Origin of the sequence: Serratia sp. T13T92, from assembly GCF_047530105.1 — a bacterium.
Taxonomy (GTDB): domain Bacteria; phylum Pseudomonadota; class Gammaproteobacteria; order Enterobacterales; family Enterobacteriaceae; genus Chania; species Chania fonticola.
In genome coordinates this window covers 33605-59450 of the sequence record NZ_JBLJAK010000031.1, presented here as the reverse complement: position 1 = coordinate 59450, position 25846 = coordinate 33605, and the positions used below count along the sequence as shown (strand labels likewise).

Genomic DNA, 25846 nt, shown 5'->3' with positions numbered 1-25846 from the left:
CAATCTCTCCCACGGGCTCATAGGCACTAGGGTTAGGGGGAGCTCACCGGCTATCTCCCGATGATCAGTCGGGGATCTTCTCCGCTAAGGCGGAGAAGATCAAGACATAAGGGTTAGGGTGAGGGGCCATCCCTTCTCCGAGCTAAAATCTTACCCTCCGCACAATACAAAAAAATAGTTACAGATTTTTCTTAAAGTTCTCTTCTGCCACGCCGATAACCCAGACAGTTAACGTACACAGCGCTTGTCTGTGCGGGCTTCCAAGAAGGGTAAAAATGTTTAATCGTATGAAGGTGGTCACCAGCTTATTGCTGGTGCTGGTGTTATTCGGTGCCTTGCAGCTGGTTTCCGGTGGGCTGTTTTTCACTTCGCTGAAAGATAACAAAGAAAATTTTACCGTACTGCAAACTATCCGACAGCAGCAGTCAGAACTGAATGAAAGCTGGGTAAACCTGCTGCAAACCCGCAATACCCTCAATCGTGCCGGGATCCGCTACATGATGGACCTCAATAAAGCGGGCACCGGTGCCACCGTTGATGAACTGCTGGTCTCGGCAAAAAAAACCTTGAGCATGGCGGAACAGCACTACGCTGCCTATGAGAAGATCCCTCTGGATGCTCGCCAGGATGCCGCTGCGGCAGATGAACTCAAGCAGCGCTATACGACTTTGCACACTGCGCTGTCGGAATTGATCCCGCTGTTGGGTGACGGCAAACTGGACGCCTTCTTTGAGCAGCCCACTCAGCGTTATCAGACTGAATTTGAACAGCTCTATAACCGCTACCTGACTCAGAACGACAAGCTATACCAGATCGCGGTCGAAGATGGCGACAGCTCTTTCGAATTTGCCGTTTGGACGCTGGGCGTGGTGTTGGTACTGGTGGTTGCGGTGATCGCCATGGTTTGGTTCGGCATCCACCATATTCTGGTGCGCCCACTCAACCGTATGATTGAGCACATCAAACTGATCGCCGCAGGCGATTTGACCCACCAGATCGACGTCAACAGCCGCAACGAAATGGGCGTGCTGGCAGCCAGCCTCAGACATATGCAAGGCGAACTGATCGACACCGTCAGCGGCGTGCGTCAGGGGGCCGATGCCATCTACAGCGGCGCTTCCGAGATTGCCGCAGGTAATAACGATCTCTCTTCCCGTACCGAACAGCAGGCCGCCTCGCTGGAGGAAACCGCTGCCAGCATGGAGCAGTTGACCGCGACGGTGAAACAGAACGCCGAAAACGCTCGTCAGGCCAGCCAACTGGCGTTGAGCGCCTCAGAAACCGCGCAGAAAGGCGGTAAAGTGGTCGCCAACGTGGTGCAAACCATGCACGACATCGCTGGCAGCTCGCAGAAAATTGCCGATATTACCAGCGTGATCGACGGCATCGCCTTCCAGACCAACATCCTGGCGTTGAATGCGGCAGTAGAAGCTGCCCGTGCCGGTGAACAGGGCCGTGGTTTTGCCGTGGTTGCCGGTGAAGTACGCAACCTGGCAAGCCGCAGCGCGCAGGCAGCCAAAGAGATCAAAGGCCTGATTGAAGACTCGGTTAGCCGCGTCGATATGGGCTCGGTGCTGGTGGAAAGCGCCGGTGAAACCATGGGCGATATCGTCAATGCCGTCACCCGCGTCACCGACATCATGGGTGAAATCGCGTCGGCCTCCGACGAGCAAAGCCGTGGCATCGATCAGGTTGGCCAGGCGGTTGCCGAAATGGATCGTGTCACCCAACAGAACGCCTCTTTGGTCGAAGAATCGGCCTCTGCGGCGGCAGCTCTGGAAGAGCAGGCCAGCCGCTTGACCCAGTCCGTTGCGGTATTCCGACTGAAAGCGGAAGGCCAAAACGAGTTCAAGTCATCCGCCAACAGTAAAGTCGTTACCCCGGTAATCAATCATAAAAAAATGAACGCCAGCGATCCGCAGGAGAACTGGGAAACGTTCTAACCGGCATTGGGCTGCGTTCTCCCTGCGAGATCGTGGCCCTTTTTTCCGTCCTAAGTCGTGTTAACCCGCGGCTACCTGGAGGTTTATCGTGTTTAACCGAGTCCGTATCTCTACCAGTCTGTTTTTATTACTGCTGACCTTTTGCCTGATGCAACTGATTAGCACCGGCTTGTCGTATACCGCTTCCCGCTCCGATAACCACAATCTTAATCTGATTAGTCTGGGTAGCCAGCAGCGTGATGCCCTCAGCCTGAGCTGGGTTTCCCTGCTACAGGCACGTAACACCTTGAACCGGGCCGGCACCCGTGCAGCGCTGAAAGTACCGCAAGAACAGGTCGATGCCCTGATGGGCAACGCTCGCAGTTCGTTGCAGAAAGCCGATCTCTATTTTAATCAGTTCCTGGCCGTCTCGCGTAACAGCGACCAGGAGCAACAACTGACAGAAACCACCCAAGCCAGCTATGAGCGGCTACGCGGTGCTCTGCGCGAACTGATCGTCTTCCTGGAGGGCGGCAACCTGCAGGGCTTTATGGATCAACCCACGCAGAAAATGCAGGACCTGTTCGAAGCCGACTTCGTCCAGTACCTGCAACTGGTCAACGAAAATATCGCCCAGGCCAATGCGGCCAACCAACGCTCCTTCACGTTGGCCGGTTGGCTAGTGTGCGGCGCGGTGCTGATGCTGATCCTGGTGACCGCCAGCGCCATGTGGTGGCTGCGCAATATGTTGGTTCAGCCGCTGAATATTATGCGTAGCCACTTTGACCGTATCGCCGACGGTGACCTGGCCACGCCGATCCAGGTGTATGGCCGCAACGAGATCAGCATGTTGTTTGCCAGCCTGCACCGCATGCAGAACTCGTTGATTGGCACAGTCGGTGCAGTGCGCGAAGGCGCCGAGTCGATCCTGATCGGGCTACAGGAGATTTCGGAAGGTAATAACGACCTCTCTTCTCGCACCGAACAGCAAGCCGCGTCGCTGGAGGAATCCGCCGCCAGCATGGAGCAGTTGACCGCCACGGTGAAACAGAACGCTGACAATGCCCGCCAGGCTTCAAAGCTGGCGCGCGATGCCTCAGCCACCGCTGCCAAGGGCGGGGAAATGGCCGACGACGTGGTGACCACCATGCACGATATTGCCAGCAGCTCGCAGAAAATTGGCGCCATTACCAGCGTGATCGACGGCATTGCCTTCCAGACCAACATCCTGGCATTGAACGCGGCGGTTGAAGCGGCGCGGGCGGGTGAGCAAGGGCGCGGTTTTGCCGTCGTGGCCGCAGAAGTACGCAATCTGGCTCAGCGTAGCGCTCAGGCAGCGAAAGAAATCAAAGTGCTGATCGATGAGTCGGTCGGCCGTGTTAAGCAAGGGTCGGTGCTGGTCGAAAACTCCGGTGCCACGATGAAGGATATCGTGCGTTCGGTGACCCGCGTTACCGACATCATGGGCGAGATCTCCTCGGCTTCCGATGAGCAAAGCCGCGGTATCGAGCAGGTTACTCAGGCCGTGACCCAGATGGATCAGGTGACGCAACAGAATGCCGCGCTGGTGGAACAAGCGGCCTCTGCGGCGGCGGCATTGGAAGAACAGGCGATTACGCTGGCCGATGCGGTAGCGGTATTCCGCCTGGCGGACGACAACATCACCTTATCAGAAAGTCTTAACAACGGAGTTTTATCAGTAGCAAAGGAAGCAACTAGTGTCGAATTGTATAGCAAGTAACAACAACTCGGGTGAAGGGTTATGAGTGGCTCATCCTCACCCACTAATAAAGAGCCTGCGTCTTTGCTGACACAGATGGTGCAACGGCTGCCCCTGTCGGATGTGCATTTCCGACGTATCAGCCAGTTGATCTATCAGCGTGCCGGTATTGTGTTGGCCGAGCACAAACGCGAAATGGTTTACAACCGTCTGGTGCGTCGCCTGCGGCTATTGGGAATACCCGATTTTGGTAGCTATCTGGTGCTGCTGGAGAGCGATACCAACAGCGCCGAGTGGCAGGCATTCGTCAACGCCCTGACCACCAACCTGACGGCGTTTTTCCGTGAGGCGCACCATTTCCCGATCCTGGCGGAACATGCGCGTTCGCGGCCTAACGGTTACTGCGTGTGGAGTACCGCCGCCTCGACCGGTGAAGAGCCTTACTCGATCGCCATTACCTTGAATGAGGCGTTAGGGCAGCGGGCGACGGGGACGCAGGTATGGGCCAGCGATATCGATACTCAGGTATTGGAAAAGGCCGAGGCAGGGGTGTATCGCCAGGAAGATCTGCGCACCCTGACACCGGCGCAGATGCAGCGTTATTTCCTGCGAGGGACCGGGCCTCACCATGGCCTGGTACGGGTTCGGCCAGAATTGGCGGCACAGGTGCATTTCCAGCCGCTCAATCTGCTGGCCCCCGAATGGGCGTTGCCCGGGCAATTTGATGCGATATTTTGCCGCAACGTCATGATCTATTTTGACAAGGAAACACAAGAGCGCATTTTGCGGCGCTTTGTGCCGCTGCTTAAACCGGGGGGCCTGATGTTTGCCGGCCATTCCGAAAACTTCAGCCAGATCAGCCGGGATTTCTACTTGCGTGGGCAGACCGTGTATGGCCTGACCAAGGAGAGGTAATGAATAAAATCAGCGTATTAAGCGTAGACGACTCTGCCCTGATGCGGCAGCTGATGACCGAAATTGTCAATAGCCATCCCGATATGGAGATGGTGGCGACCGCCCCCGATCCGCTGGTGGCGCGCGATCTGATCAAAAAATTCAACCCGCAGGTGCTGACGCTGGACGTCGAAATGCCGCGTATGGACGGGCTGGATTTTCTGGAAAAACTGATGCGCCTGCGGCCGATGCCGGTGGTGATGGTGTCGTCGCTGACCGGAAAGGGATCGGAGATCACTCTGCGGGCGTTGGAACTGGGCGCGGTGGATTTTGTCACCAAGCCGCAACTGGGGATCCGCGAAGGCATGCTGGCCTATAGCGAGCTGATTGCCGAAAAGATCCGCACGGCGGCCAAGGCGCGTCTGCCACAGCGCTCAACGGCACTGGCTCCGGAGATCCTCAGCCATACGCCGTTGTTGAGCAGTGAGAAGCTGATCGCTATCGGGGCGTCTACCGGCGGTACCGAGGCAATCCGCCACGTCTTGCAGCCGTTACCGGCCACCAGCCCGGCGTTATTGATCACTCAGCATATGCCGCCAGGGTTTACCCGTTCCTTTGCCGAGCGGCTCAACAAGCTGTGCCAGATCACGGTGAAAGAAGCCGAAGACGGCGAGCGCGTCTTGCCGGGCCATGCCTATATCGCGCCGGGAGATCGTCATCTGGAGCTGACGCGCAGCGGCGCCAACTATCAGGTTCGGCTGCATGATGGTCCACCGGTGAACCGGCATCGTCCTTCGGTCGATGTGTTGTTCCGCTCGGTGGCTCAGTTTGCCGGGCGAAATGCGGTGGGGGTGATCCTCACCGGCATGGGGAATGACGGTGCGGCAGGCATGCTGGAAATGCACCGTGCCGGGGCGTACACCCTGGCGCAGAACGAAGCCAGCTGTGTGGTGTTTGGCATGCCACGTGAGGCCATTGCCACCGGCGGAGTCAATGAAGTAGTGGAATTGGAGCGCATGAGCCAACGCATGTTGGCGCAGATCGCGGGTGGTCAGGCGCTGCGTATTTGATGTTATGCCCCGAACCTCGGGGCAAAAACGATTAACCTTAGGAGCAATAATGGCAGATAAGAACCTTAAATTTCTGGTGGTGGATGATTTTTCTACCATGCGCCGCATCGTCAGAAATTTGCTGAAAGAACTGGGTTTTAACAACGTCGAAGAGGCGGAAGACGGGGCGGATGCGTTGAACAAACTGCGCGCTGGCAGCTTCGATTTCGTGGTATCGGACTGGAATATGCCGAACATGGATGGCCTCGAGCTGTTGCAAACCATCCGTGCCGACGGTGCGCTGGCATCTATGCCGGTGCTGATGGTGACGGCGGAAGCCAAGAAAGAAAACATCATTGCTGCCGCTCAGGCGGGTGCCAGTGGTTACGTAGTGAAACCCTTCACGGCGGCAACGCTGGAAGAGAAGCTCAACAAGATTTTTGAAAAACTGGGCATGTAAAAAAGGAGAGGGCGATGAGAGATATTCCAATGCCTGCCAGCGATGCAGCGACAGCGGGTGAGATCATCTCCCGCATCGGTCAACTGACCCGCATGCTGCGTGACAGCATGCGCGAGCTGGGGCTAGATCAGGCTATCGCTCAGGCTGCCGAAGCGATCCCGGACGCACGCGACCGTCTTGATTATGTGGTCACCATGACGGCGCAGGCGGCGGAACGAGCGCTCAACTGCGTGGAAGCGGCACAACCCCGCCAGGCGGAGTTGGAGTCGCAGGCCAATACGCTTAAAGGGCGCTGGGACGAGTGGTTTGCCAACCCGATCGAGTTGGCTGATGCCCGTTCACTGGTGACGGATACCCGCCAGTATCTGGATCGGGTGCCGGAGCACACCGCATTCACCAACGCCCAGTTGCTGGAAATCATGATGGCGCAGGATTTCCAGGATCTCACCGGCCAGGTGATCAAGCGCATGATGGACGTGGTGCAGGAGATTGAAAAGCAGCTGCTGATGGTACTGATGGAAAACATCCCGGATCAGCCAGCCAAAGAGAAAAGGCCGAACGACAGCCTGCTCAATGGCCCGCAGCTGGATCAGAACGGGGCTGGCGTAATTGCCAATCAGGCCCAGGTGGACGATCTGCTCGACAGCCTGGGGTTCTGATGGTTTCTTAGGGCGCAGGGTGCTGCGCCCTAACTCTTTTCGCTAGCCCATCCCCGAAATAACCGGCCTTTTGCGCCGTTGTTCCCGCAATGAAATCCGCATTTTTTTGGCATGCTGGCGTCAATTCTATTCTTCGCACGCATGGGAACCCTCGCCTTGGCCGAAGACAGTGATATGGAAAAAACTGAGGCCCCCACACCCCACCGGCTGGAAAAGGCGCGTGAAGAGGGCCAGATTGCGCGTTCGCGCGAGCTGACTTCGATCCTGATGCTGATTGCGGGGTTGTCGATCTTGTGGGTCGCGGGTGGCCATATGGCGCAACAGTTGGCGAGGATGTTATCGGAAGGGCTGCACTTTGATCACAACATGGTCAGCAACGATAAGCAGATGCTGCGCCAGTTTGCCATGCTGCTGCGTCAAGCAGTGTGGGCGCTGATGCCGATCCTGGCCGGATTGGTGCTGGTGGCGCTGTCGGCCCCGATGCTGCTGGGCGGCGTGGGCTTCAGCCTTAAGTTTGATGCCAAGCGCATGAACCCGATCTCCGGATTAAAACGGATGTTCTCCACCCAGGTGCTGGCAGAGTTGCTGAAGGCCATCCTTAAAGCGACGTTGGTGGGGTGGGTGGCTGGGCTTTACCTGTGGCACAACTGGGCGGCGATGCTGCATCTGGTCACGCAGCAGCCGCAGGACGCACTGCGCAATGCGCTACAGATCGTGATCTTCTGCGGCATGCTGATCGTCCTTGGGCTGGTGCCGATGGTGGCCTTCGACGTGTTTTATCAGCTATGGAGCCACTTCAAGAAATTGAAGATGACCAAGCAGGAAATTCGCGACGAACATAAGCAGCAGGAGGGCGATCCCCATGTCAAAGGGCGTATTCGCCAGCAACAGCGGGCCATCTCTCGCCGCCGCATGATGTCCGACGTGCCGAAGGCCGACGTGATCGTCACCAACCCGACGCATTACGCCGTGGCATTGCAATACAACGACAAGAACATGAGTGCGCCGAAAGTCCTTGCCAAAGGGGCAGGGGAGATCGCCTTGCGTATCCGTGAATTGGCGAATGAACACCGTATCCCAACCCTGGAAGCACCGCCGCTGGCGCGAGCTCTATACCGTCACAGTGAGATTGGGCAACACATTCCCACGACCTTGTATGCCGCCGTGGCCGAGGTCCTGGCCTGGGTCTATCAGCTGCGCCGTTGGCAGCGTGAAGGCGGCCTGATCCCGAAAAAACCTCAACGTTTACCGGTGCCTGAAGCACTGGATTTTGCTGGAGAGAATAACTCAGATGGCTAATTTGGCCTCCCTGCTTCGTTTGCCGGGTAATTTTAAAGATACGCAGTGGCAGGTGCTGGCTGGCCCGATACTGATCCTGATGATCCTGTCGATGATGGTGCTGCCGTTACCGGCATTTATCCTCGATCTGCTGTTTACCTTCAATATTGCCTTGTCGATCATGGTGCTGTTGGTGGCGATGTTTACCCAGCGGACGCTGGAGTTCGCCGCCTTCCCGACCATCCTGCTGTTCTCAACCCTGTTACGCCTATCGTTGAACGTCGCTTCCACGAGGATCATCCTGATGGAGGGGCATACCGGCGCGGCGGCGGCGGGGCGGGTGGTTGAAGCGTTCGGTCACTTCCTGGTGGGCGGCAACTTCGCCATCGGTATCGTGGTGTTTATCATCCTGGTGCTGATCAACTTTATGGTGATCACCAAAGGGGCCGGGCGTATTGCCGAAGTGGGCGCCCGTTTTGTCCTTGACGGGATGCCGGGCAAACAGATGGCGATCGATGCCGATCTGAACGCCGGGCTGATCGGCGAAGACGAGGCTAAAAAGCGCCGTTCCGAAGTGACGCAGGAAGCGGATTTCTACGGTTCGATGGACGGAGCCAGCAAGTTTGTGCGCGGTGACGCGGTAGCAGGCTTGATGATCATGGTGATTAACGTAGTAGGCGGCTTGTTGGTCGGCGTGATCCAGCACGGCATGGAGCTGGGTACAGCGGCTGAAACCTATACCTTACTGACCATCGGTGATGGCCTGGTCGCCCAGATCCCGGCGTTGGTGATCTCGACGGCGGCCGGTGTGATCGTCACCCGCGTAGCGACCGATGAGGACGTTGGCGAGCAGATGGTCAACCAGTTGTTCAACAATCCGCGCGTGATGGTGTTGAGTGCTGGGGTGTTGGGGCTGTTGGGGATGGTTCCGGGTATGCCAAACCTGGTGTTCCTGCTGTTTACGGCGGCACTGCTGGCGTTGGCCTGGCGGCTGCGCGGGCGAGAACAGCAGGCTCCGAAAGTCAAAGAACCGCCGCTGCCGCAGGAAAATCCGCAGGCGGTAGAGGCCAGTTGGTCTGATGTACAGCTGGAGGATCCGTTGGGCATGGAAGTCGGTTACCGCCTGATCCCCATGGTGGACTTTCAGCAAAACGGTGAGCTACTGGGGCGTATTCGTGGCATCCGTAAAAAATTCGCTCAGGATACGGGCTATTTGCCACCGGTGGTGCATATTCGCGACAACCTCGAACTGTCGGCGGCCAGTTACCGCATTCTGATGAAAGGGGTGGAGATCGGTAGCGGTGAGGCACATCCGGGGCGCTGGCTGGCGATAAATCCGGGCAATGCGGTGGGTGAGCTGGCCGGTGACAAAACCGTCGATCCGGCCTTCGGGCTGGAGGCGGTGTGGATCGATAGCGCACTGCGTGAACAGGCGCAGATCCAGGGGTTCACGGTGGTGGAAGCCAGCACCGTAGTTGCTACCCACCTCAATCATTTGCTCGGTCAGTTTGCCAGCGAACTGTTTGGCCGCCAGGAAACTCAGCAACTGTTGGATCGTGTCTCGCAGGAAATGCCGAAGCTGACGGAGGACTTTGTGCCCGGCGTAGTTTCGCTGACCACGCTGCACAAGGTGCTACAGAATCTGCTGGCCGAAAGGGTGTCGATTCGCGATATGCGCACCATTATAGAAACGCTGGCGGAACATGCGCCAACGCAAAGCGATCCTTTCGAACTGACCTCCGTGGTGCGAGTGGCCCTTGGGCGGGCCATCACTCAGCAGTGGTTCCCGGGTAACGGTGAGATCCAGGTCATTGGTCTGGATACGCCACTTGAGCGCCTGCTGTTGCAGGCCCTGCAAGGGGGCGGAGGTCTTGAACCTGGGTTGGCGGACCGCTTGTTGGATCAGGCCAAGCAGGCGCTGCAACGTCAGGAAATGCTCAGTGCACCGCCGGTGCTGCTGGTAAACCACGCGTTACGTGCCCTGCTGGCGCGCTTCCTGCGCCGTACCTTGCCGCAGTTGGTGGTGCTGTCGAACCTGGAAATCAACGACGAACGTCAGATCCGCATGACCTCAACCATAGGAGCCGCCTGATGAAAGCTTTTCTTCCTTTATTAGTGTTGTTCGCTCCGCTGGCAGCGCAGGCGGTGTCGGGTTCCTGGGCCGCCGATGCCAATGGCGTCACGCTGGAAACGGGGAGCGTGCGTGATGTCTCCCCCAGCCTGCGGCCAGCTAATCCACCGGCGGCCGATGCTCGGGTGACCAGTGTAAGCTGGCGTTATCAGTTGCTGGCTGGTGCGCCTGCCGGATTAGAGGTACAGCTTTGCACCTCGTCACGCTGCCTACCGCTCGGCGCGGGCAGTGGCCGCAGTGAGGCTTTCAACGGTATTCCCGCAGACAGCGAGTTCCGCTTCATTTATTACGTGAAGTCTCGCGGCGCGTTAAATCCTCCGCTGCGGGCGATCTCTAATCAGGTGATTGTGAACTATGAGTGAGGATGATAAGTCATCCCTGGCGTTATTTGCCTCAACAGCCAGTCGCGCAACGCCATGATATCCGGGCGTTGCGCGTTTTCTTCCGTGGTAACCAGGTAATAGCGGGCACCGGGTAATGACATCTCGAACGGTGCGGTTAACACGCCGCGCTGTAACAAATCTCGCGCCAGCAACTGGCTGGCAATCACCACCCCCTGTCCCGCAATCGCCGCCTGTAGCGCATGGGTTTCATCGCTGAAGGTCAGCCCCGCGTCTACATTCAGATCCTGTGGCCCATAGTTCCTCCGCCAGTTTTGCCAGCTCGGAGAGTCGGCGGGCACCAGCCGGTTTTCTACGTGAAACAGCGTCACCCCGCGTAAATCGCCGATATCTGCCAGCGCCAATGACGGGCTGGCTACCGCGATAAAACGATCCTCGTACAATAACGTTGAGTGCAACGTTTGTTCCGGCATTTCCCGGTAGCGAATGGCGACATCGACGGTGCGCTGCGTTAAGTCGACTCGTTCGACGCTGGTATGTAACCGCAGGTCGATGTCCGGGAATTCCGCCTTGAAATCAGCCAGACGCGGCACCAACCAATGGGTCAGGAAATTGGAGGTGGTGGTAACCGTCAGAGATTGAGGCTGCTGAGAATGCATAATCTGCGCGGCGGCCTGCTCCAGAGCCGCAAAGGCGCGTTGCGTACCGGCATATAAAATCTCGCCGGTTTCGGTCAGGCTAACCCCGCGTGCGCTGCGTTCGAAGACCCTACATGCCAGAATTGACTCCAGTAATTTGATCTGATGGCTGATCGCCGTTGCGCTGACGTTGAGTTCCTCCCCAGCCTGTTTAAAGCTGCTACAGCTGGCAACGGCATGAAAGGCGCGTAAAGCACCTAGCGGAGGGAGATGGATTTTTTTCATGGCTGAACTATTCTCATCCAAGGCTGAAAACTATGAGTTTGTTATGACTATATACCTTGGATAGGCTGATGGCATTCGATTAATGGAGTGAGATTAATTCATCATTCCACATCAGTGTCAGGAGCCGTTATGAGATCACCAGCAGAAATCAGTACCGCAGGCGCGGTAGGGGAACCGGGAGCGATTGCTCGCACCATCGTATACAGCGTATTGATATCGGCAGGCGTTTTGCTGTTGAACATTGGGTGGGGAAGGCCGGAGGTTGCCATCACGCTGTTGCTGGCGCTGCTGTTATCCTATGCCTGTGGCGTGGCGTTAATGCGTTTGCTGGCGGCGAAAAAACAGCGAACCCTGGCGGCGTTATGGCGGAGCCTGGTGCTCTCTGCTGCCGGGTTGCTGTTGTTGGGGCTGTTCGGCCGTAATGATTGGCTGATGATGTTACCGGGGATCGTTATCGGCGGCATTGGTTTAGGAGGCGCCCGCCAGGTGACGACAGCGTTGTTGCAGCCGCTGAACAGCATCAGCCTGGCAACCAGAGCTGCCTCGTTGGCGGTCATCGGAGTCATTCTGTCGGTGACCTTGCTGATCCAATCTCAGGCATCGACAGACCTTGCCAACGCGTGGTTGATCGATCTGGTTTTATTGGGCGCGTTGGTGGCGCGCATTGCAGAGCGTGAAGGCCCCTCACACCAACCCTATCCCACAGGGAGAGGGAGCTAGAGCGGTTTTATGGTTAGGTACAGGAGCCAATTTCAGCTGGCGTTAGCTCAGGTGCAAATGACATTGTGGGAATGGTATGAGATTCAGACGTAGCAGCAGAGTTGTGGCACGTTCTGTCCCCTCTCCCTGTGGGAGAGGGCTAGGGTGAGGGGCGCATCAAACCCCAATCTTACGGCCCAGCAGGCTCCCCGCGCGGGACTGACCATCGGGCCCGTACAGCGATTTATTCTGCTTGTTTAAAATCGCCAGTGCCTGTGTATTGTGCTCAATATGATGATTGAGCAGCATACCGTTATGGTGATTCTGTTCGCGCAGTTGCAGGCTCAGCTGTTGCACTTGCTGCCAGTTGGCTGCCAACTGTGGCTGGCCCTCATAAGGTGCTTGGCAGTGTTGCAGCCGTTCCATTTCCAGCCGCTGTTGGTCCAGATAATTGACCGTCGCCAGCAGTTGGCTTTTAGCATCGGTCACGCGTTGCAGAGCCACGCCAGCCAATGTTTTCGAGCACAGTAAAGTGTGCTCCTCCGTCTGCACCGTGCCTAACGCCTGCAAGGTGTCCAGCAGCTTATCCAGCAGTTGTGCCAGGTTTTCCATATCAATGACTCACCCTTGGTGTTAACCCCGATCGGCGCCGGACTGCCATTCGCTTTGCACGTCTTGTAACAAGGCGTCGGCAATCTTGCCGGTATCCATCTTCAATTCGCCGTTGCGGATCGCCTGCTTGATGCTTTCCACTCGCTCCATATTGATATCTTGGCTGCCCGGCTGCATCAGGCGAGCCTGTGCATCGCTCAGCTTAACCTGGGTGCCGCTGACCGAAGTTTCCGCCGAGACCTTTTTACGTGCTTGCAACGTGCTGTCTGTCTGTGTTTCTCGCGGCTGCACCGTGGGCACGGGTTGCAACCGTTGGGTACGATCGATACTCATGTTCAATCTCCATCTGTACCACCGCCGCTAAGGCAACGGGGAATTCAAATCTGTGGCCCTGGTGGCCGGATAAATGCTGCTATGACTTTGTTATCGACAAGTATTGGCAAAGCTTTATTTTTTTATAATGTAATACGAATTGTGCCATCAATATTGGCAATGCCGCTAACAATCTGCCCTGAGGCCATGCGCACGCGCACGCCGTCTTCGGCGGCGGCGTTGGTCATCGCTTTCCCAGCACCGCTGATATTAAATCCATCACCCTGCGCCAACACCTGTACCGTTTGCCCGGCCTTGACCGCCCAGGCCCGTCTTAGCATGACCGTATTCAACGGCTGCCCAGGGCTGATATTGCGCAGGCTAACGGCACCGATCGCCTTGGCGTTATCAATCAGGGTACGAGGCGGCAGGGTGTCTAATCGGCCGGTTTTCAGCTTGATATCATCTGCGGTGAGTTTGCTGCCTGCACTGATCCCACGTGCTGCCACCAGATAATGTCCCACCACCTGCACCTGCGCCTGAATAAAACGTCGCTCCTGGCCACAACGGGCCGAGAGGCTGATGTTACCCCAGCGGCGAGCATTCTGAGGCATCGAAAGCTGCGGCAATTCGCACTGCGGCCAACGGCTTGCTGGCGTGCGCACCAGCACCTTGACGTCGGTCACGTTGGTACTAGTGGCAAATTGTGACTTGATAAAGTTCTCCACCTGTCCGTCCAGGCCCTCGGCGTGCGCGTTCAGGCCGATCAGCAAGCCGACCAACAGCAGGATACTTTTCATATTTTCCTCACAGACGCAGCGACCACAGGGGGACAAGTGTAACCGTTACGCGCGCAGGCTAAGCAGACAAATAGCGACGCATTTTGCCCTTATTCCCACGATAGGCTGACAGGTAGGGCGTTTATGCTGTCGGCTCCAAATTCTAACCTCGCGGAGGGAGCATGCTCGACAAATTGGACGCTGCTCTGCGTTTTGGCCAGGAGGCGCTGAACCTGCGCGCCCAGCGGCAGGAAATCCTGGCGGCCAACATCGCCAACGCAGATACGCCGGGCTATCAGGCTCGTGATATCGATTTCGCCAGCCAACTGAACAAGGTCATGGAGCAGGGGCGCGTCAACGGCAGCGGCGTGGCACTGAATCTGACCTCGGCTCGCCATATCCCGGCGCAGAATATGCAGCCACCGTCTCTGGATCTTATGTTCCGCGTACCGGATCAGCCTTCCCTGGACGGCAACACGGTGGATATGGACCGTGAGCGCACCAACTTTGCTGATAACAGCCTGAAATATCAAACCGACCTGACGCTGTTGAACGGCCAGATCAAGGGCATGATGTCCGTGCTGCAAGGAGGATAATTCCCATGTCGTTATTGAATATTTTTGATATTTCCGGCTCGGCCCTGTCCGCGCAATCCCAGCGTCTGAACGTCAGCGCCAGCAATATGGCCAACGCCGACAGCGCCACCGGCCCGGATGGCCAGCCTTATCGGGCCAAACAGGTGGTGTTTGAGGTTGCGGCGGCACCGGGCCAGTCGACCGGCGGCGTGCGTGTTGCGCAGGTGGTAGACGATCCCTCGCCGGAGCGCTTGGTGTTTCAGCCGGGCAACCCGCTGGCGGATGCCAAAGGCTACGTGCGGATGCCCAACGTCGATGTAGTAGGGGAAATGGTCAACACCATCTCGGCCTCGCGCAGCTATCAGGCCAACGTCGAAGTGTTGAATACCACCAAATCCATGTTGATGAAAACCCTGACGCTGGGTCAGTAACCGGAGCTTTTATTTATGGCCATTGCCGCCACCACCAATGAATCACTCGACAACAGCATTGCCGGTACCGGCGCCAAAAGCGGTGCGAATGGCAATACCAGCCAGGATCTGAGCAACAATTTCCTGACGCTGTTGGTGGCCCAGTTGAAAAACCAGGACCCCACCAACCCGATGCAAAACAACGAACTGACTACCCAACTGGCCCAGATCAATACGGTTAGCGGGATCGAGAAGCTCAACACCACGCTGGGGTCGATCTCCGGCCAGATCAGCGGCAACCAGTCAATCCAGGCCAGTTCGCTGATTGGCCACGGCGTGATGGTACCGGGCAAGGAGATCCTGGTGGGTAATGATGCTGGCAAGGTCAGCACCACGCCGTTTGGCGTAGAGCTGGAACGCACCGCCGATTCGGTGACGGCGACCATCAGCGATGCCACCGGCAAAGTGGTTCGCACTATCGAACTGGGCGGTCTGACCGCTGGTGTGCACTCCTTCTCCTGGGACGGTTCGCTGGAAGATGGCACCAATGCGCCCGACGGCTCTTACACCGTGGCGATCAACGCCAAAAACGGCGGTGAGCAGTTGGTGGCGCAGCCACTGCGTTTCGCCATGGTTAACGGCGTCACGCGCGGTACGGACGGGGCAAAACTGGATCTGGGCGTGGCGGGGACCTCAACGCTGGATGACGTGCGCCTGATCCTGTCCAAACTGGGTTCGCCAGACTAAGCGCAGTGATTTTCCACGTCGGCAATGGATCACGCGATCCTGAAGACACCTTTTTAAATGACCTATTTCGGAGAACGACATGGCTTTTTCTCAAGCGGTCAGCGGTTTAAACGCGGCTGCAACCAACCTGGATGTGATTGGTAACAACATCGCCAACTCCGCCACCTACGGCTTTAAATCTGGCAGCGTATCCTTTGCCGATATGTTTGCCGGCTCGCAGGTCGGGCTGGGGGTGAAAGTGGCGGGGATCACCCAGAACTTCAACGGCGGTACTACCACCAACACCAACCGGGCAATGGATATCGCCATCAGCCAGAACGGCTTCTTCCGTATGCAAGACGCCGATGGCGGCATCTTCTATACGCGTAATGGGCAGTTCATCATGGATGCCAACCGCAACATCACCAACATGCAAGGGTTGAGCCTGACCGGCTACCCGGCGGCTGGCTCGCCGCCCACCATCCAGCAGGGGGCCGATCCGGTACCGCTGAGCATTCCTGAAGGCATGATGAACGCCAAAGCCAGCACCAGCGGCAATATGGTGGCCAACCTGAAATCGACCCATAAGCCACCGGCGGTGACGCCGTTCGATCCCAACAAGACCGACTCGTTTAACTACGTCAACACCATTACCACCTATGACACCCTGGGCAACGCTCACAACATCAACGCCTACTTTGTGAAAACGGCGGATAACAAGTGGGACGTTTACACCCAGGACGGCAGCGTGACGGGTGCTCCGTCGGCCAAAGCGGGCAGCCTGAACTTTGACAACAGCGGTACGCTGACCGGCACGCTGAATGCGCAGGGTCAGCCAAGCACCACGCCATTCAACCTGGTCGTGCCAATGTCGGCTAAAGACGGCGCGCTGGCGCAAAACTTTAACCTGAGCTTTGCCGGTAGTCTGCAACAGAACGTCGGCAGTGACTCTGTCAGCAAGATTTCCCAGGACGGCTATGCCACCGGGGAATACCAGGGTTTCCAGATCAACAAAGATGGCACCGTGGTCGGGGTATACAACAACCAGCAGACCCAGTTGCTGGGGCAGATCGTGTTGACCAACTTCTCCAACCCGGAAGGGCTGGCCGCACAGGGCGATAACGTCTGGAAGGAGACCGGTGCTTCAGGTCAGCCACGTGTGGGCCTGGCGGGCGGCGGCGGTTTCGGTTCACTGACCAGCGGAGCGCTGGAGTCTTCCAACGTCGATCTGAGTCAGGAACTGGTAAACATGATCGTCGCGCAGCGTAACTACCAGTCAAACGCGCAAACCATCAAAACCCAGGATTCGATCCTGCAAACGCTGGTCAGCCTGCGCTAATAGGATTGATTTATGGATCACGCGATTTATACCGCGATGGGTGGAGCCCGGCAGACGCTGGAGCAGCAGTCGGTCACGGCCAACAACCTGGCCAACGCCTCCACGCCGGGGTTCCGCGCACAGCTTTCGGCACTGCGTGCGGTGCCGGTTGATGGGCCAAGCATGCAGACGCGGACGCTGGTGGCAGCTTCGACGCCGGGGGCTGACATGAGCCAAGGGCCGCTGAACTACACCGGGCGGCCACTGGATGTGGCATTGCAGCAGGATGGCTTTCTGGCGCTAAGGCTGCCGGACGGCACCGAAGCCTACAGCCGTAACGGCAGCATCCAGATCTCCTCCACCGGGCAGTTGATGGTGCAGGGTGTGCCGCTGATGGGCGATGGCGGGCCAATCGAAGCCCCGCCGCAGGCAGAACTGACGCTGGCGGCGGACGGCACCATCTCGGCGTTAAATCCGGGCGATCCGCCTAACACCATTTCCCAGATTGGCCGCTTGAAGCTGGTGAAGGCCGATGCTCGGGAAGTGGTGCGCGGGGACGACGGCCTGTTCCATCTGACTGCCGAGGCTCAGCAGCAGCGTGGCAACCAACTACCGAACGATCCTGATGTGCGGATCATGCCGGGGGTGTTGGAGGGCAGCAACGTCAAACCGCTGGAGACGATGGTGGATATGATCGCCAACGCCCGCCGGTTCGAAATGCAAATGAAGGTCATCCACAGCGTGGATGAAAACGCACAGCGCGCCAACTCATTGCTGTCAATGAGCTGAGTGCAGAGGAATAAATCATGATCCCATCCTTATGGATTGCCAAAACCGGTCTGGATGCGCAGCAGACCAATATGGACGTGATCGCCAACAACCTGGCGAACGTCAGTACCAACGGGTTTAAACGCCAGCGTGCGGTGTTTGAAGATCTGCTGTACCAGACCATGCGTCAGCCCGGGGCTCAGTCTTCCGAGCAGACCACGCTGCCTTCCGGTTTGCAGATTGGTACCGGCGTACGTCCGGTGGCGACCGAGCGCATCCACAGCCAGGGCAACCTGTCGCAGACCAACAACAGCAAAGACGTGGCGATCAAGGGGCAGGGCTTCTTCCAGGTGGTGTTGCCGGATGGCACCCAGGCCTATACCCGCGATGGTTCATTCCAGATCGATCAGAATGGCCAGTTGGTAACCGCCAGTGGTTTTCAGGTACAACCGGCGATCACCATTCCGGCCAACGCCCTGAGCATTACCGTGGGCCGTGATGGCATCGTCAGCGTGACCCAGCAGGGCCAGACGGCGGCGCAGCAGGTCGGGCAACTGACGTTGACCACCTTTATCAACGATAGCGGTCTGGAAAGCATGGGTGAAAACCTGTACCAGGAAACCGAAAGCTCCGGCGCGCCTAACGAAAGTACCCCCGGCCTCAACGGGGCAGGCCTGTTGTATCAGGGTTATGTTGAAACCTCTAACGTCAACGTGGCGGAAGAGCTGGTCAACATGATCCAGACCCAGCGCGCCTATGAGATCAACAGCAAAGCGGTATCAACGTCTGACCAGATGCTGCAAAAGCTGACGCAACTGTAATCGACGGGCGCAGCCTGCTGCGCCCGTAATCCTTATCCAGAGCAACAAAGGCGATACCCGTGGTAACCACCTTTTTAGCGGCCAGCGTGCCGCAGCAAGGCAAACGCGTCCTGGCCGGGCTGCTGATGCTGACAGTCGGCGGCTGTGCCTATATTCCGCATACCCCCCTGGTTGACGGGGCTACCACGGCTCAGCCCGCTCCGGCAGGCGCTCCGGTGCCGAACGGTTCGATTTTCCAGACGGTGCAGCCGATGAACTACGGCTATCAGCCGCTGTTTGAGGATCGTCGCCCGCGTAATATCGGCGACACCCTGACCATCGTGCTGCAAGAAAACGTCAGCGCCAGCAAGAGCTCATCCGCCAACGCTAGCCGCAACGGATCCAGCAAATTTGGCGTAGCCACTTCACCGCGTTACCTCGACGGGCTGCTCGGTAACGCGCGCGCCGACATGGATATCTCCGGCGACAGCACCTTCGGCGGCAAGGGCGGGGCCAACGCTAACAACACCTTTAACGGCACCATTACCGTCACGGTCAATCAGGTCTTGGCCAACGGCAACCTGCACGTGGTGGGCGAAAAGCAAATTGCCATCAATCAGGGCACCGAATTCATCCGTTTCTCCGGTGTGGTTAACCCCCGCACCATCAGTGGCAATAACTCGGTCACGTCCACCCAGGTGGCGGATGCACGCATTGAATACGTCGGCAACGGCTATATCAATGAAGCGCAGACCATGGGGTGGCTACAGCGCTTCTTCTTAAATGTTTCACCGTTCTAAGGATTGACCGATGTTGAAAAAGTTACTTCTCACACTGTCCATGATGCTGGTTTGCCTGCCCGCGACGGCGGAACGCATCCGCGATCTGGTGACGGTACAGGGCGTACGTGACAACGCGTTGATTGGTTACGGCCTGGTCGTGGGGTTGGACGGCTCTGGCGACCAGACCATGCAAACCCCGTTTACCACCCAGAGCCTGAGCAACATGCTGTCGCAACTGGGGATCACCGTACCGCCAGGCACTAACATGCAGTTGAAAAACGTGGCAGCGGTGATGGTAACCGCCAAGCTGCCGCCGTTCTCCCGTGCGGGGCAGAACATTGACGTGGTGGTGTCCTCAATGGGTAACGCCAAGAGCCTGCGCGGCGGGACATTGCTGATGACACCGCTCAAAGGCGTGGATAATCAGGTCTATGCGCTGGCACAGGGTAACGTGCTGGTCGGCGGTGCCGGTGCGTCCTCCGGGGGTAGCAGCGTGCAGGTCAATCAGTTGGCCGGTGGCCGTATCAGCAACGGCGCTTCCATCGAACGCGAATTGCCTACCACCTTCGGCCAGGATGGCGTGATCAACCTGCAACTGAACGACGATGATTTCACTCTGGCACAACAGATCAGCGATGCCATCAACCGCCAGCGCGGCGGCGGCACCGCCTCTCCGCTCGATTCCCGTACCGTGCAGGTGCTGGTGCCACGCGGCAATAGTTCGCAAGTGCGCTTCCTGGCGGATATTCAGAATATCAGCATTAACGTTGGGGCGATGGATGCCAAAGTGATCATCAACTCCCGGACCGGTTCGGTAGTAATGAACCGCGATGTGGTACTGGATTCCTGTGCGGTGGCACAAGGGAACCTGTCGGTGGTGGTCGATCGGCAAAACACCGTCAGCCAGCCGGATACGCCATTCGGCGGTGGCCAGACCGTGGTGACGCCTAATACCCAGATTTCCGTGCAGCAGCAGGGCGGTTCACTGCAAAAAGTGAACGCCAGCGCCAACCTTAATAACGTGGTTCGCGCGTTGAATGCCCTGGGGGCGACGCCGATCGACCTGATGTCTATCTTGCAGGCAATGCAGAGCGCTGGTTGCCTGCGTGCCAAACTGGAAATTATCTGATGAGCAGCGATCTGATGGCTATGTCGGGTGCTGCCTATGACACCCAGTCGCTGAATGGCTTGAAGCGAGATGTTGCCGCCGATCCGCAGGGCAATATCAAGCAGGTGGCCCAGCAGGTGGAAGGTATGTTCGTGCAGATGATGCTGAAAAGCATGCGTGCGGCGTTGCCGCAGGATGGCGTGTTGAGCAGCGACCAGACGCGGCTGTATACCTCGATGTACGATCAGCAGATCGCCCAACAGATGTCGCAGAAAGGCCTGGGGCTGGCGGACATGATGGTCAAGCGGCTCTCCGCCGGAAACAGCCGCCCAAGCGAAACCGCAGGGACGGTGCCGATGGCGCTGGACAACGAGGTGTTGCAGACCTTACCACGTCAGGCATTGGAACAGATGGTACGCCGGGCGGTGCCAAAAATACCTTCGGTGCCTCCCTTGCCGCTGAGCAATGGTAACTTTGTGGCACAGCTGTCCATTCCGGCACGGGTTGCCAGCCAGCAAAGCGGTATTCCGCACCAGTTGATTATGGCGCAGGCTGCGCTGGAGTCTGGTTGGGGGCAACGCGAGATCCCGGCGGCGGATGGCTCACGCAGTTACAACCTGTTTGGTATCAAGGCCGGTAGCAGTTGGGACGGTCCAGTGACGGAGATCACCACTACCGAGTTCGAGGAAGGGGTGGCGAAGAAGATCAAGGCCCGCTTCCGCGTCTATGGCTCCTATATGGAAGCGATTGGGGATTACGTCAAACTGCTGACCAACAACCCGCGCTACGCCAACGTTGCCAGTGCCAGCAGCCCCGAGCAGGCGGCACATGCGCTGCAAAAGGCCGGCTATGCGACCGATCCGCTGTATGCCAAAAAGCTGGTCAGCATGATCCAGCAGATGAAAAGCGCTGGGGAGCAGGTAACCAAGGCCTATACCCACGATTTGCAGGATCTGTTTTAGCCGTCGGGCGCTGCATGCAGCGCCCATTTTTTTACTCAAGTTTGCCGTCAGATGGCCGATAACCCAAACAGGCTGGATGGCAACGCCCGGCACAATTTTTGACCTCTGTGGGCCGCTGGCACCGCAGCATAAGGAACCTCTATGTCCAACAGCTTAATCAATACCGCGATGAGTGGCCTGAATGCGGCGCAGGTTGCGCTTAGCACCGTCAGTAATAATATTTCCAACTACAACGTGGCGGGCTATAACCGTCAAACCGCGATCCTGGCGCAAAACGGCGGCCTGGGCACCATGAACGGATTTATCGGCAACGGAGCCACCGTGACTACGGTCAATCGCGAGTATAACCAGTTCATCATGACCCAACTGCGCGGGGCGCAAAGCGAAGCTTCGGCCCAGAACAGCTACTTCGAGAAAGTCTCCCAGATCGACAACCTGCTGGCGTCTAAAACCAACACCCTGGCATCGGGGATGGAAGATTTCTTCAAAAACCTGCAAAACGTCGTCAGCAATGCCGGGGATGACGCAGCCCGTCAGACCGTGTTAGGCAAGGCCAACGGCCTGGTGAATCAGTTCAACAATGCGGACAAGTATCTGCGCGATATGGATGCGGGCGTCAACCAGCAACTGAGCGACAGCGCCAACCAGATCAATACTTACAGCCAGCAAATCGCCCGCCTGAATAACGAAATCACCCAGGTGCGGGCCAGCAGCGGCGGCAGCGAGCCGAACGCCTTGCTGGATCAGCGCGATCAGTTGGTGACGGAGCTTAACAAGGTGGTCGGCGTTCAGGTCACCCAGCAGGACGGTGATGCCTATACCGTGACCTTCGCCAACGGTTTGACGCTGGTGCAAGGCAACTCCTCCTATCAGGTGACGGCGATGCCTTCCAGCAAAGACCCGTCCCGCCTGACGCTCGGTTACGATCGCGGCAATGGTGCTAACGAAATCCCGGAAAGCCAGATTGGCAGCGGCAGCGTCAGCGGCGTGCTGAAGTTCCGTAGCGAATCGTTGGACGGCGCACGCAACCAGTTGGGGCAACTGGCCCTGGCGCTGGCCGATAGCTTTAACCAGCAGCATCGCGAAGGCTTTGATATCAACGGCGATGCGGGGGAAGATTTCTTCAGCTTCTCAGGTGGGCGTACGGTCAACAATACCAACAACACCGGCAATGCCTCGCTGTCGGTCTCCTTTACCGACACCAGCAAGGTCAAGGCCAGCGACTACCGCATGGAGTTTGACGGTGCCAACTGGCAGGTTACGCGCCTGTCCGACAACGTCAAGGTACCTGCCACCGCAGGCACCGATGCGGATGGCAAACCGACGTTGAGCTTTGATGGCCTGGAGATCGGCGTGACGGGCAACGCGAAGAAGAATGACAGCTTTACCGTGAAGCCGGTTAGCGATGTGGCCGGTACCCTGAAGGTTGCTATCAGCGACTCGGCCAAGTTTGCTGCCGCAGGAAAGGAAGATGGCGGTAAGGGCGATAATGACAACGTCAAGAAACTGCTCGATCTGCAAACCGCCAAAGTGGTGGATGGCAAAGCAACCTTGAGCGGCGCCTATGCCGGATTGGTCAGTAGCGTGGGTAACCAGACCGCTACCGCCAAGGTCAACGCCACCGCACAAACCAATATTGTGACCCAATTGCAAACCCAACAGCAGTCTATCTCCGGGGTTAACCTGGACGAAGAGTACGGCGAACTGCTGCGTTTCCAACAGTATTACATGGCCAATGCGCAGGTGATCCAGACCGCCAGCTCGTTGTTTGACGCCATACTGAATATCCGTTGATTTTACCGTTAACCGCAGCCGGTATGCCGGCTGTGGATGCCCTTAGTGAGGAACCCAACCCATGCGCATGAGCACCAGCATGATCTACCAGCAGAATCTGTCGGGGGTCACCAATAATCAGTCTCTGTGGATGCAGTCCGGGCAGCAGCTTTCCAGCGGCAAGCGCGTGCTTTACCCTTCGGACGATCCGTTAGCGGCGTCACAGGCGGTGATGATCTCGCAGTCGATGTCAGAAAACAGCCAGTACGCATTGGCACGCACCTTTGCCCGTCAGAATATCTCGATGGAAGAAACCGTGTTGCGTAGCGCCGCCGACGGCATCAAGGACATGAAAACGCTGATCGTCAACGCCGGTGACGGCACGATCAGCGACAATGACCGTGACTCTTTGGCCACCCAGTTGCAGGGGCTGAAAGATCAGCTACTCAGCCAGGCCAACAGCACCGACGGTAACGGCCGTTTTATTTTTGCTGGCTTTGCCAATGACAAAGCCCCGTTTGTCGAGCAGGGTGGCAAAGTGGTTTACCAGGGCAGCAGCTCGGCCATTGAGCAGAAAGTGGACGCCAACCGCACCATGACCGTGGGCCACACCGGCAGCTCGATATTTATGTCGCTGACCAGCAATATCAAACCCGAACCGGACGGCAGCCCTTCCGAAGCCAACGTGTTCGAGAGCATCGACATGGCGTTGAAAGCGTTGAAGACCCCGCTGCAGGGGGCCGATGAGGCTACCCGTGAGCAGGTGACGGCGGCGCTCGATAAGGCAACCCGTGGTCTGGATAACAGCTATAACAACGTGCTGAGCACCAATGCGGTGCTGGGGACTCAGTTGCAAGAGTTGGACGTGCTGGACAGCATCGGTATCGAAAACAATACGGCTAACCAAAATCAGCTGACCGCGCTGGTTGATGCGGATGTGGTGGAGGCGATTTCGTCTTACTATATGCAGCAGGCGGCTTTGCAGGCATCGTATAAGACCTTTAGCGATATGCAGGGTATGTCATTATTCCAAATAAACAGATAAGAAATAGTTATTCACGCTTGTAGGGCACTGCGCCCTATAACGTGGATATAGAGCGCAGTACCGTTTTTACACAGCCTGATTTAACGGCGGGAAACGTCAGGATATTCAGGCTGGATAAGTGATCTTACTATTTTTAACGCTACGCATTAAAAACAGATTATTTTTTCTTTTTGGCTACGGTCCAGATTTTTCCGCAGGCGGACGCTGTGATCTGAATGCGATTAGTGGTCCAATGCGCCATGCCCAAGGCTCTGCGTGCTTTTCTGTTAGTTTTCGCTTTCATTTGATGCTCCTGGCTATATTGAGATAAATAAAGTCCCGCCGCCATAAGGTGCGGTTATTTTATTTTCTTGGTGTTCCGTTAGTGTTAATAAATCACGTGACCAGCTTAATGGTCTTTTACCGCTTTTTTATACGGCGTGGGATTTATTTAATGAGGCCATTCTAAGGGGGGTATTTTATTATTCAAGCCCGGCAGGATAATCGCCGCTAAATCTGGTTAATTTCTCTTTTTCAACTTTTTATCTCGGAAAATATCTTTCCCTGCTAGTTTGTCTCGCGGCTAACCTCAGCTTTAAGGGGACATACCGCCGATCACTGCCGCCAGCCGATCGAAAAACTCACCGAACAGGTGCTCGCAGAAGGGGGCCAGCATCGGCATCATCATGCCAAGGGTCAACATGCCGATGGTTAACGTGACCGGGAAACCGATCACAAACACCGAAAGCTGCGGGGTAACGCGGTTGAGCAGGCCAAGCGCCAGGTTCAGCGTCAGCAGCAGGCAGATCAGCGGTAACGCCAGCATCATACCGTTAATAAAGATCAGTGTTCCTGCCTGGGTCAGCGCCAGGAAACCGTTGCCGTTCAGCGGCTGTGCCTGGATCGGCAGGGTATGGAAGCTGTCTGCCAGCAGCGAGATCAGCCACAGGTGACCATCGAAGCTGAGGAACAATAACATCGCCAGCAGGTTCAGCAGGCGCGCCAGCAGTGGCGTATTGGGGCCGCCGGAGGGGTCGAAGAAGGTAGCGAAGGACAGCCCCATCTGCATGCCGATCACCTCACCTGCCAAGCGCACTGCAGCAAAGGCGAACTGCATCGTCAAACCGATCGCCACGCCGATCAGGATCTGCTGCACGGCCAGCCACAGGCCGGTGACGGAAAACAGGGGGATATTGCTGGTGGGCAGCGTGGGGGCGATCAGCAAGACGATCAGGCCGCCCAGGCCAATTTTCACCCGCTTGGAGATCTGCTTTTCGCTGAACAGCGGGGCGGTGCTAATCAGCGCCAGGACGCGCAGCAGAGGCCAGAAGAACTGGCTGAGCCAGACGCTGAGTTGGGCGCTGTCAAAGGTCAGCATGGTTAGCCGATCAGGTTCGGCAGGTTGCTGAACAGCATGCGCATGTAGTCCAGCAGCAGGTTGAGCATCCACGGCCCGGCAACGATCAGGGTGGCGACCACGGAGAGAATTTTGGGAATGAACGACAGCGTCATTTCGTTAATCTGCGTGGCGGCCTGCAACAGGCTGACGATCAGCCCGCTGAACAGCGCGGCCAGCAGCAGCGGGGCGGCCAGCGCCAGCGCCACTTTCATCGCTTCCGTACCCAGCGCCATTACCGATTCAGGTGTCATCTCTTTTCTCCAATATGGGAGGTTGCGTTCTGCCCCTCACCCCAACCCTCTCCCGAAGGGAGAGGGGGCTAATCTGTGCTCTTGATAAGTCTGTGCACCTTCGGAAAGAACACTAAAGCAACAACAAACTCGATAGGTCCCTTCTTCGAGGGGAGAGGGAGCTAATCTGTG

Annotated in this window: 28 protein-coding genes; 21 read left to right on the top strand and 7 right to left on the bottom strand. The window is 57.3% G+C overall.

The features are described from left to right. Positions 1–275: 275 nt before the first annotated feature. The 9 genes from ACMV5I_RS21915 (at position 276) to ACMV5I_RS21875 (ending at position 10475) form a co-directional block, all read left to right on the top strand. Positions 276–1943, top strand: a complete 1668-nt coding sequence (locus ACMV5I_RS21915) for a methyl-accepting chemotaxis protein (RefSeq protein ID WP_202809906.1) — start codon at positions 276–278, stop codon at positions 1941–1943. Positions 1944–2031: 88 nt separating this feature from the next. Continuing rightward, positions 2032–3663 carry a methyl-accepting chemotaxis protein gene (locus ACMV5I_RS21910; RefSeq protein WP_121607177.1) on the top strand — a complete coding sequence of 544 codons (1632 nt, stop codon included), beginning with the start codon at positions 2032–2034 and terminating at the stop codon, positions 3661–3663. A 21-nt stretch (positions 3664–3684) separates the two neighbouring features. Next, on the top strand, positions 3685–4557 hold the full coding sequence (cheR, locus tag ACMV5I_RS21905; protein WP_121607176.1) for a protein-glutamate O-methyltransferase CheR: 873 nt from the start codon (positions 3685–3687) through the stop codon (positions 4555–4557). After that, positions 4557–5606 carry a protein-glutamate methylesterase/protein-glutamine glutaminase gene (locus ACMV5I_RS21900; RefSeq protein ID WP_414825247.1) on the top strand — a complete coding sequence of 350 codons (1050 nt, stop codon included), beginning with the start codon at positions 4557–4559 and terminating at the stop codon, positions 5604–5606. The genes cheR and ACMV5I_RS21900 overlap by 1 nt, the downstream gene beginning before the upstream one ends. Positions 5607–5655: 49 nt before the next feature. After that, positions 5656–6045, top strand: a complete 390-nt coding sequence (cheY, locus tag ACMV5I_RS21895) for a chemotaxis response regulator CheY (protein ID WP_021180929.1) — start codon at positions 5656–5658, stop codon at positions 6043–6045. A 14-nt stretch (positions 6046–6059) separates the two neighbouring features. Beyond that, positions 6060–6704: a protein phosphatase CheZ gene (gene cheZ / locus ACMV5I_RS21890; protein ID WP_024485789.1), complete on the top strand. Its 645-nt coding sequence runs from the start codon at positions 6060–6062 to the stop codon at positions 6702–6704. 156 nt (positions 6705–6860) lie between these two features. Beyond that, positions 6861–8003, top strand: a complete 1143-nt coding sequence (gene flhB / locus ACMV5I_RS21885; protein ID WP_024485790.1) for a flagellar biosynthesis protein FlhB — start codon at positions 6861–6863, stop codon at positions 8001–8003. Next, positions 7996–10074 (top strand): flagellar biosynthesis protein FlhA, encoded by a 2079-nt coding sequence (gene flhA, locus ACMV5I_RS21880; protein WP_024528908.1) that lies wholly within the window; start codon positions 7996–7998, stop codon positions 10072–10074. Before flhB ends, flhA begins: the two co-directional genes overlap by 8 nt. Further along, positions 10074–10475, top strand: coding sequence for a flagellar protein FlhE (locus ACMV5I_RS21875; RefSeq protein WP_414825246.1), 402 nt, complete (start codon positions 10074–10076; stop codon positions 10473–10475). Before flhA ends, ACMV5I_RS21875 begins: the two co-directional genes overlap by 1 nt. Here ACMV5I_RS21875 and ACMV5I_RS21870 read toward each other — a convergent pair. Next, positions 10466–11377 carry a LysR substrate-binding domain-containing protein gene (locus tag ACMV5I_RS21870; protein ID WP_414825245.1) on the bottom strand — a complete coding sequence of 304 codons (912 nt, stop codon included), beginning with the start codon at positions 11375–11377 and terminating at the stop codon, positions 10466–10468. The two genes, ACMV5I_RS21875 and ACMV5I_RS21870, sit on opposite strands and share 10 nt — an antisense overlap. A 129-nt stretch (positions 11378–11506) precedes the next feature. Between ACMV5I_RS21870 and ACMV5I_RS21865 the strand changes: the two genes are divergently transcribed. Then, on the top strand, positions 11507–12097 hold the full coding sequence (locus ACMV5I_RS21865) for a hypothetical protein (protein ID WP_414825244.1): 591 nt from the start codon (positions 11507–11509) through the stop codon (positions 12095–12097). A gap of 156 nt (positions 12098–12253) precedes the next feature. On the opposite strand, the gene ACMV5I_RS21860 is transcribed toward ACMV5I_RS21865, so the two are convergent. From ACMV5I_RS21860 to flgA, 3 genes are all read right to left on the bottom strand, one after another. Further along, a complete protein-coding gene (locus tag ACMV5I_RS21860) occupies positions 12254–12688 on the bottom strand; it encodes a flagella synthesis protein FlgN (protein ID WP_024487040.1) in 435 nt (144 codons plus the stop codon). Positions 12689–12709: 21 nt separating this feature from the next. Continuing rightward, positions 12710–13021, bottom strand: a complete 312-nt coding sequence (gene flgM, locus ACMV5I_RS21855) for a flagellar biosynthesis anti-sigma factor FlgM (protein ID WP_202671446.1) — start codon at positions 13019–13021, stop codon at positions 12710–12712. Between the two features lie 122 nt (positions 13022–13143). After that, on the bottom strand, positions 13144–13800 hold the full coding sequence (gene flgA, locus ACMV5I_RS21850) for a flagellar basal body P-ring formation chaperone FlgA (RefSeq protein ID WP_121607169.1): 657 nt from the start codon (positions 13798–13800) through the stop codon (positions 13144–13146). Between the two features lie 161 nt (positions 13801–13961). Here flgA and flgB point away from each other — a divergent pair, with 161 nt between their 5' ends. The 11 genes from flgB (at position 13962) to flgL (ending at position 24046) form a co-directional block, all read left to right on the top strand. After that, a complete protein-coding gene (gene flgB / locus ACMV5I_RS21845) occupies positions 13962–14375 on the top strand; it encodes a flagellar basal body rod protein FlgB (protein ID WP_024487043.1) in 414 nt (137 codons plus the stop codon). Between the two features lie 5 nt (positions 14376–14380). Further along, positions 14381–14785 (top strand): flagellar basal body rod protein FlgC, encoded by a 405-nt coding sequence (flgC, locus tag ACMV5I_RS21840; protein ID WP_021180939.1) that lies wholly within the window; start codon positions 14381–14383, stop codon positions 14783–14785. A 15-nt stretch (positions 14786–14800) separates the two neighbouring features. Next, positions 14801–15511 carry a flagellar hook assembly protein FlgD gene (gene flgD, locus ACMV5I_RS21835; protein ID WP_024486455.1) on the top strand — a complete coding sequence of 237 codons (711 nt, stop codon included), beginning with the start codon at positions 14801–14803 and terminating at the stop codon, positions 15509–15511. 79 nt (positions 15512–15590) lie between these two features. Continuing rightward, positions 15591–16829, top strand: coding sequence for a flagellar hook protein FlgE (gene flgE, locus ACMV5I_RS21830; protein ID WP_024486454.1), 1239 nt, complete (start codon positions 15591–15593; stop codon positions 16827–16829). Positions 16830–16841: 12 nt separating this feature from the next. Continuing rightward, the gene (locus ACMV5I_RS21825; protein WP_021180942.1) at positions 16842–17597 is read left to right on the top strand and encodes a flagellar basal body rod protein FlgF; all 756 of its coding nucleotides are present in this window, start codon (positions 16842–16844) and stop codon (positions 17595–17597) included. Positions 17598–17614: 17 nt separating this feature from the next. Then, the gene (gene flgG, locus ACMV5I_RS21820) at positions 17615–18397 is read left to right on the top strand and encodes a flagellar basal-body rod protein FlgG (RefSeq protein ID WP_021180943.1); all 783 of its coding nucleotides are present in this window, start codon (positions 17615–17617) and stop codon (positions 18395–18397) included. Positions 18398–18522: 125 nt separating this feature from the next. Then, the gene (gene flgH, locus ACMV5I_RS21815; protein WP_046808516.1) at positions 18523–19176 is read left to right on the top strand and encodes a flagellar basal body L-ring protein FlgH; all 654 of its coding nucleotides are present in this window, start codon (positions 18523–18525) and stop codon (positions 19174–19176) included. A gap of 10 nt (positions 19177–19186) precedes the next feature. Next, positions 19187–20287 (top strand): flagellar basal body P-ring protein FlgI, encoded by a 1101-nt coding sequence (locus tag ACMV5I_RS21810; RefSeq protein ID WP_021180945.1) that lies wholly within the window; start codon positions 19187–19189, stop codon positions 20285–20287. Beyond that, a complete protein-coding gene (gene flgJ / locus ACMV5I_RS21805; protein WP_414825243.1) occupies positions 20287–21228 on the top strand; it encodes a flagellar assembly peptidoglycan hydrolase FlgJ in 942 nt (313 codons plus the stop codon). The genes ACMV5I_RS21810 and flgJ overlap by 1 nt, the downstream gene beginning before the upstream one ends. A 141-nt stretch (positions 21229–21369) precedes the next feature. Beyond that, positions 21370–23022 (top strand): flagellar hook-associated protein FlgK, encoded by a 1653-nt coding sequence (flgK, locus tag ACMV5I_RS21800; protein WP_141132475.1) that lies wholly within the window; start codon positions 21370–21372, stop codon positions 23020–23022. A 61-nt stretch (positions 23023–23083) separates the two neighbouring features. Beyond that, positions 23084–24046, top strand: a complete 963-nt coding sequence (gene flgL, locus ACMV5I_RS21795; protein WP_141132474.1) for a flagellar hook-associated protein FlgL — start codon at positions 23084–23086, stop codon at positions 24044–24046. A gap of 157 nt (positions 24047–24203) precedes the next feature. On the opposite strand, the gene sra is transcribed toward flgL, so the two are convergent. The 3 genes from sra to fliQ all read right to left on the bottom strand — a co-directional run bounded on the left by sra (position 24204) and on the right by fliQ (position 25675). Continuing rightward, entirely contained in the window at positions 24204–24329 is a 126-nt protein-coding gene (sra, locus tag ACMV5I_RS21790; protein ID WP_098930689.1) for a stationary-phase-induced ribosome-associated protein, read from the bottom strand. 291 nt (positions 24330–24620) lie between these two features. Then, entirely contained in the window at positions 24621–25403 is a 783-nt protein-coding gene (gene fliR, locus ACMV5I_RS21785) for a flagellar biosynthetic protein FliR (RefSeq protein WP_046808336.1), read from the bottom strand. Between the two features lie 2 nt (positions 25404–25405). Continuing rightward, complete coding sequence (fliQ, locus tag ACMV5I_RS21780; RefSeq protein WP_021180950.1) at positions 25406–25675, bottom strand: flagellar biosynthesis protein FliQ; 270 nt, start codon at positions 25673–25675, stop codon at positions 25406–25408. Positions 25676–25846: the final 171 nt, after the last annotated feature.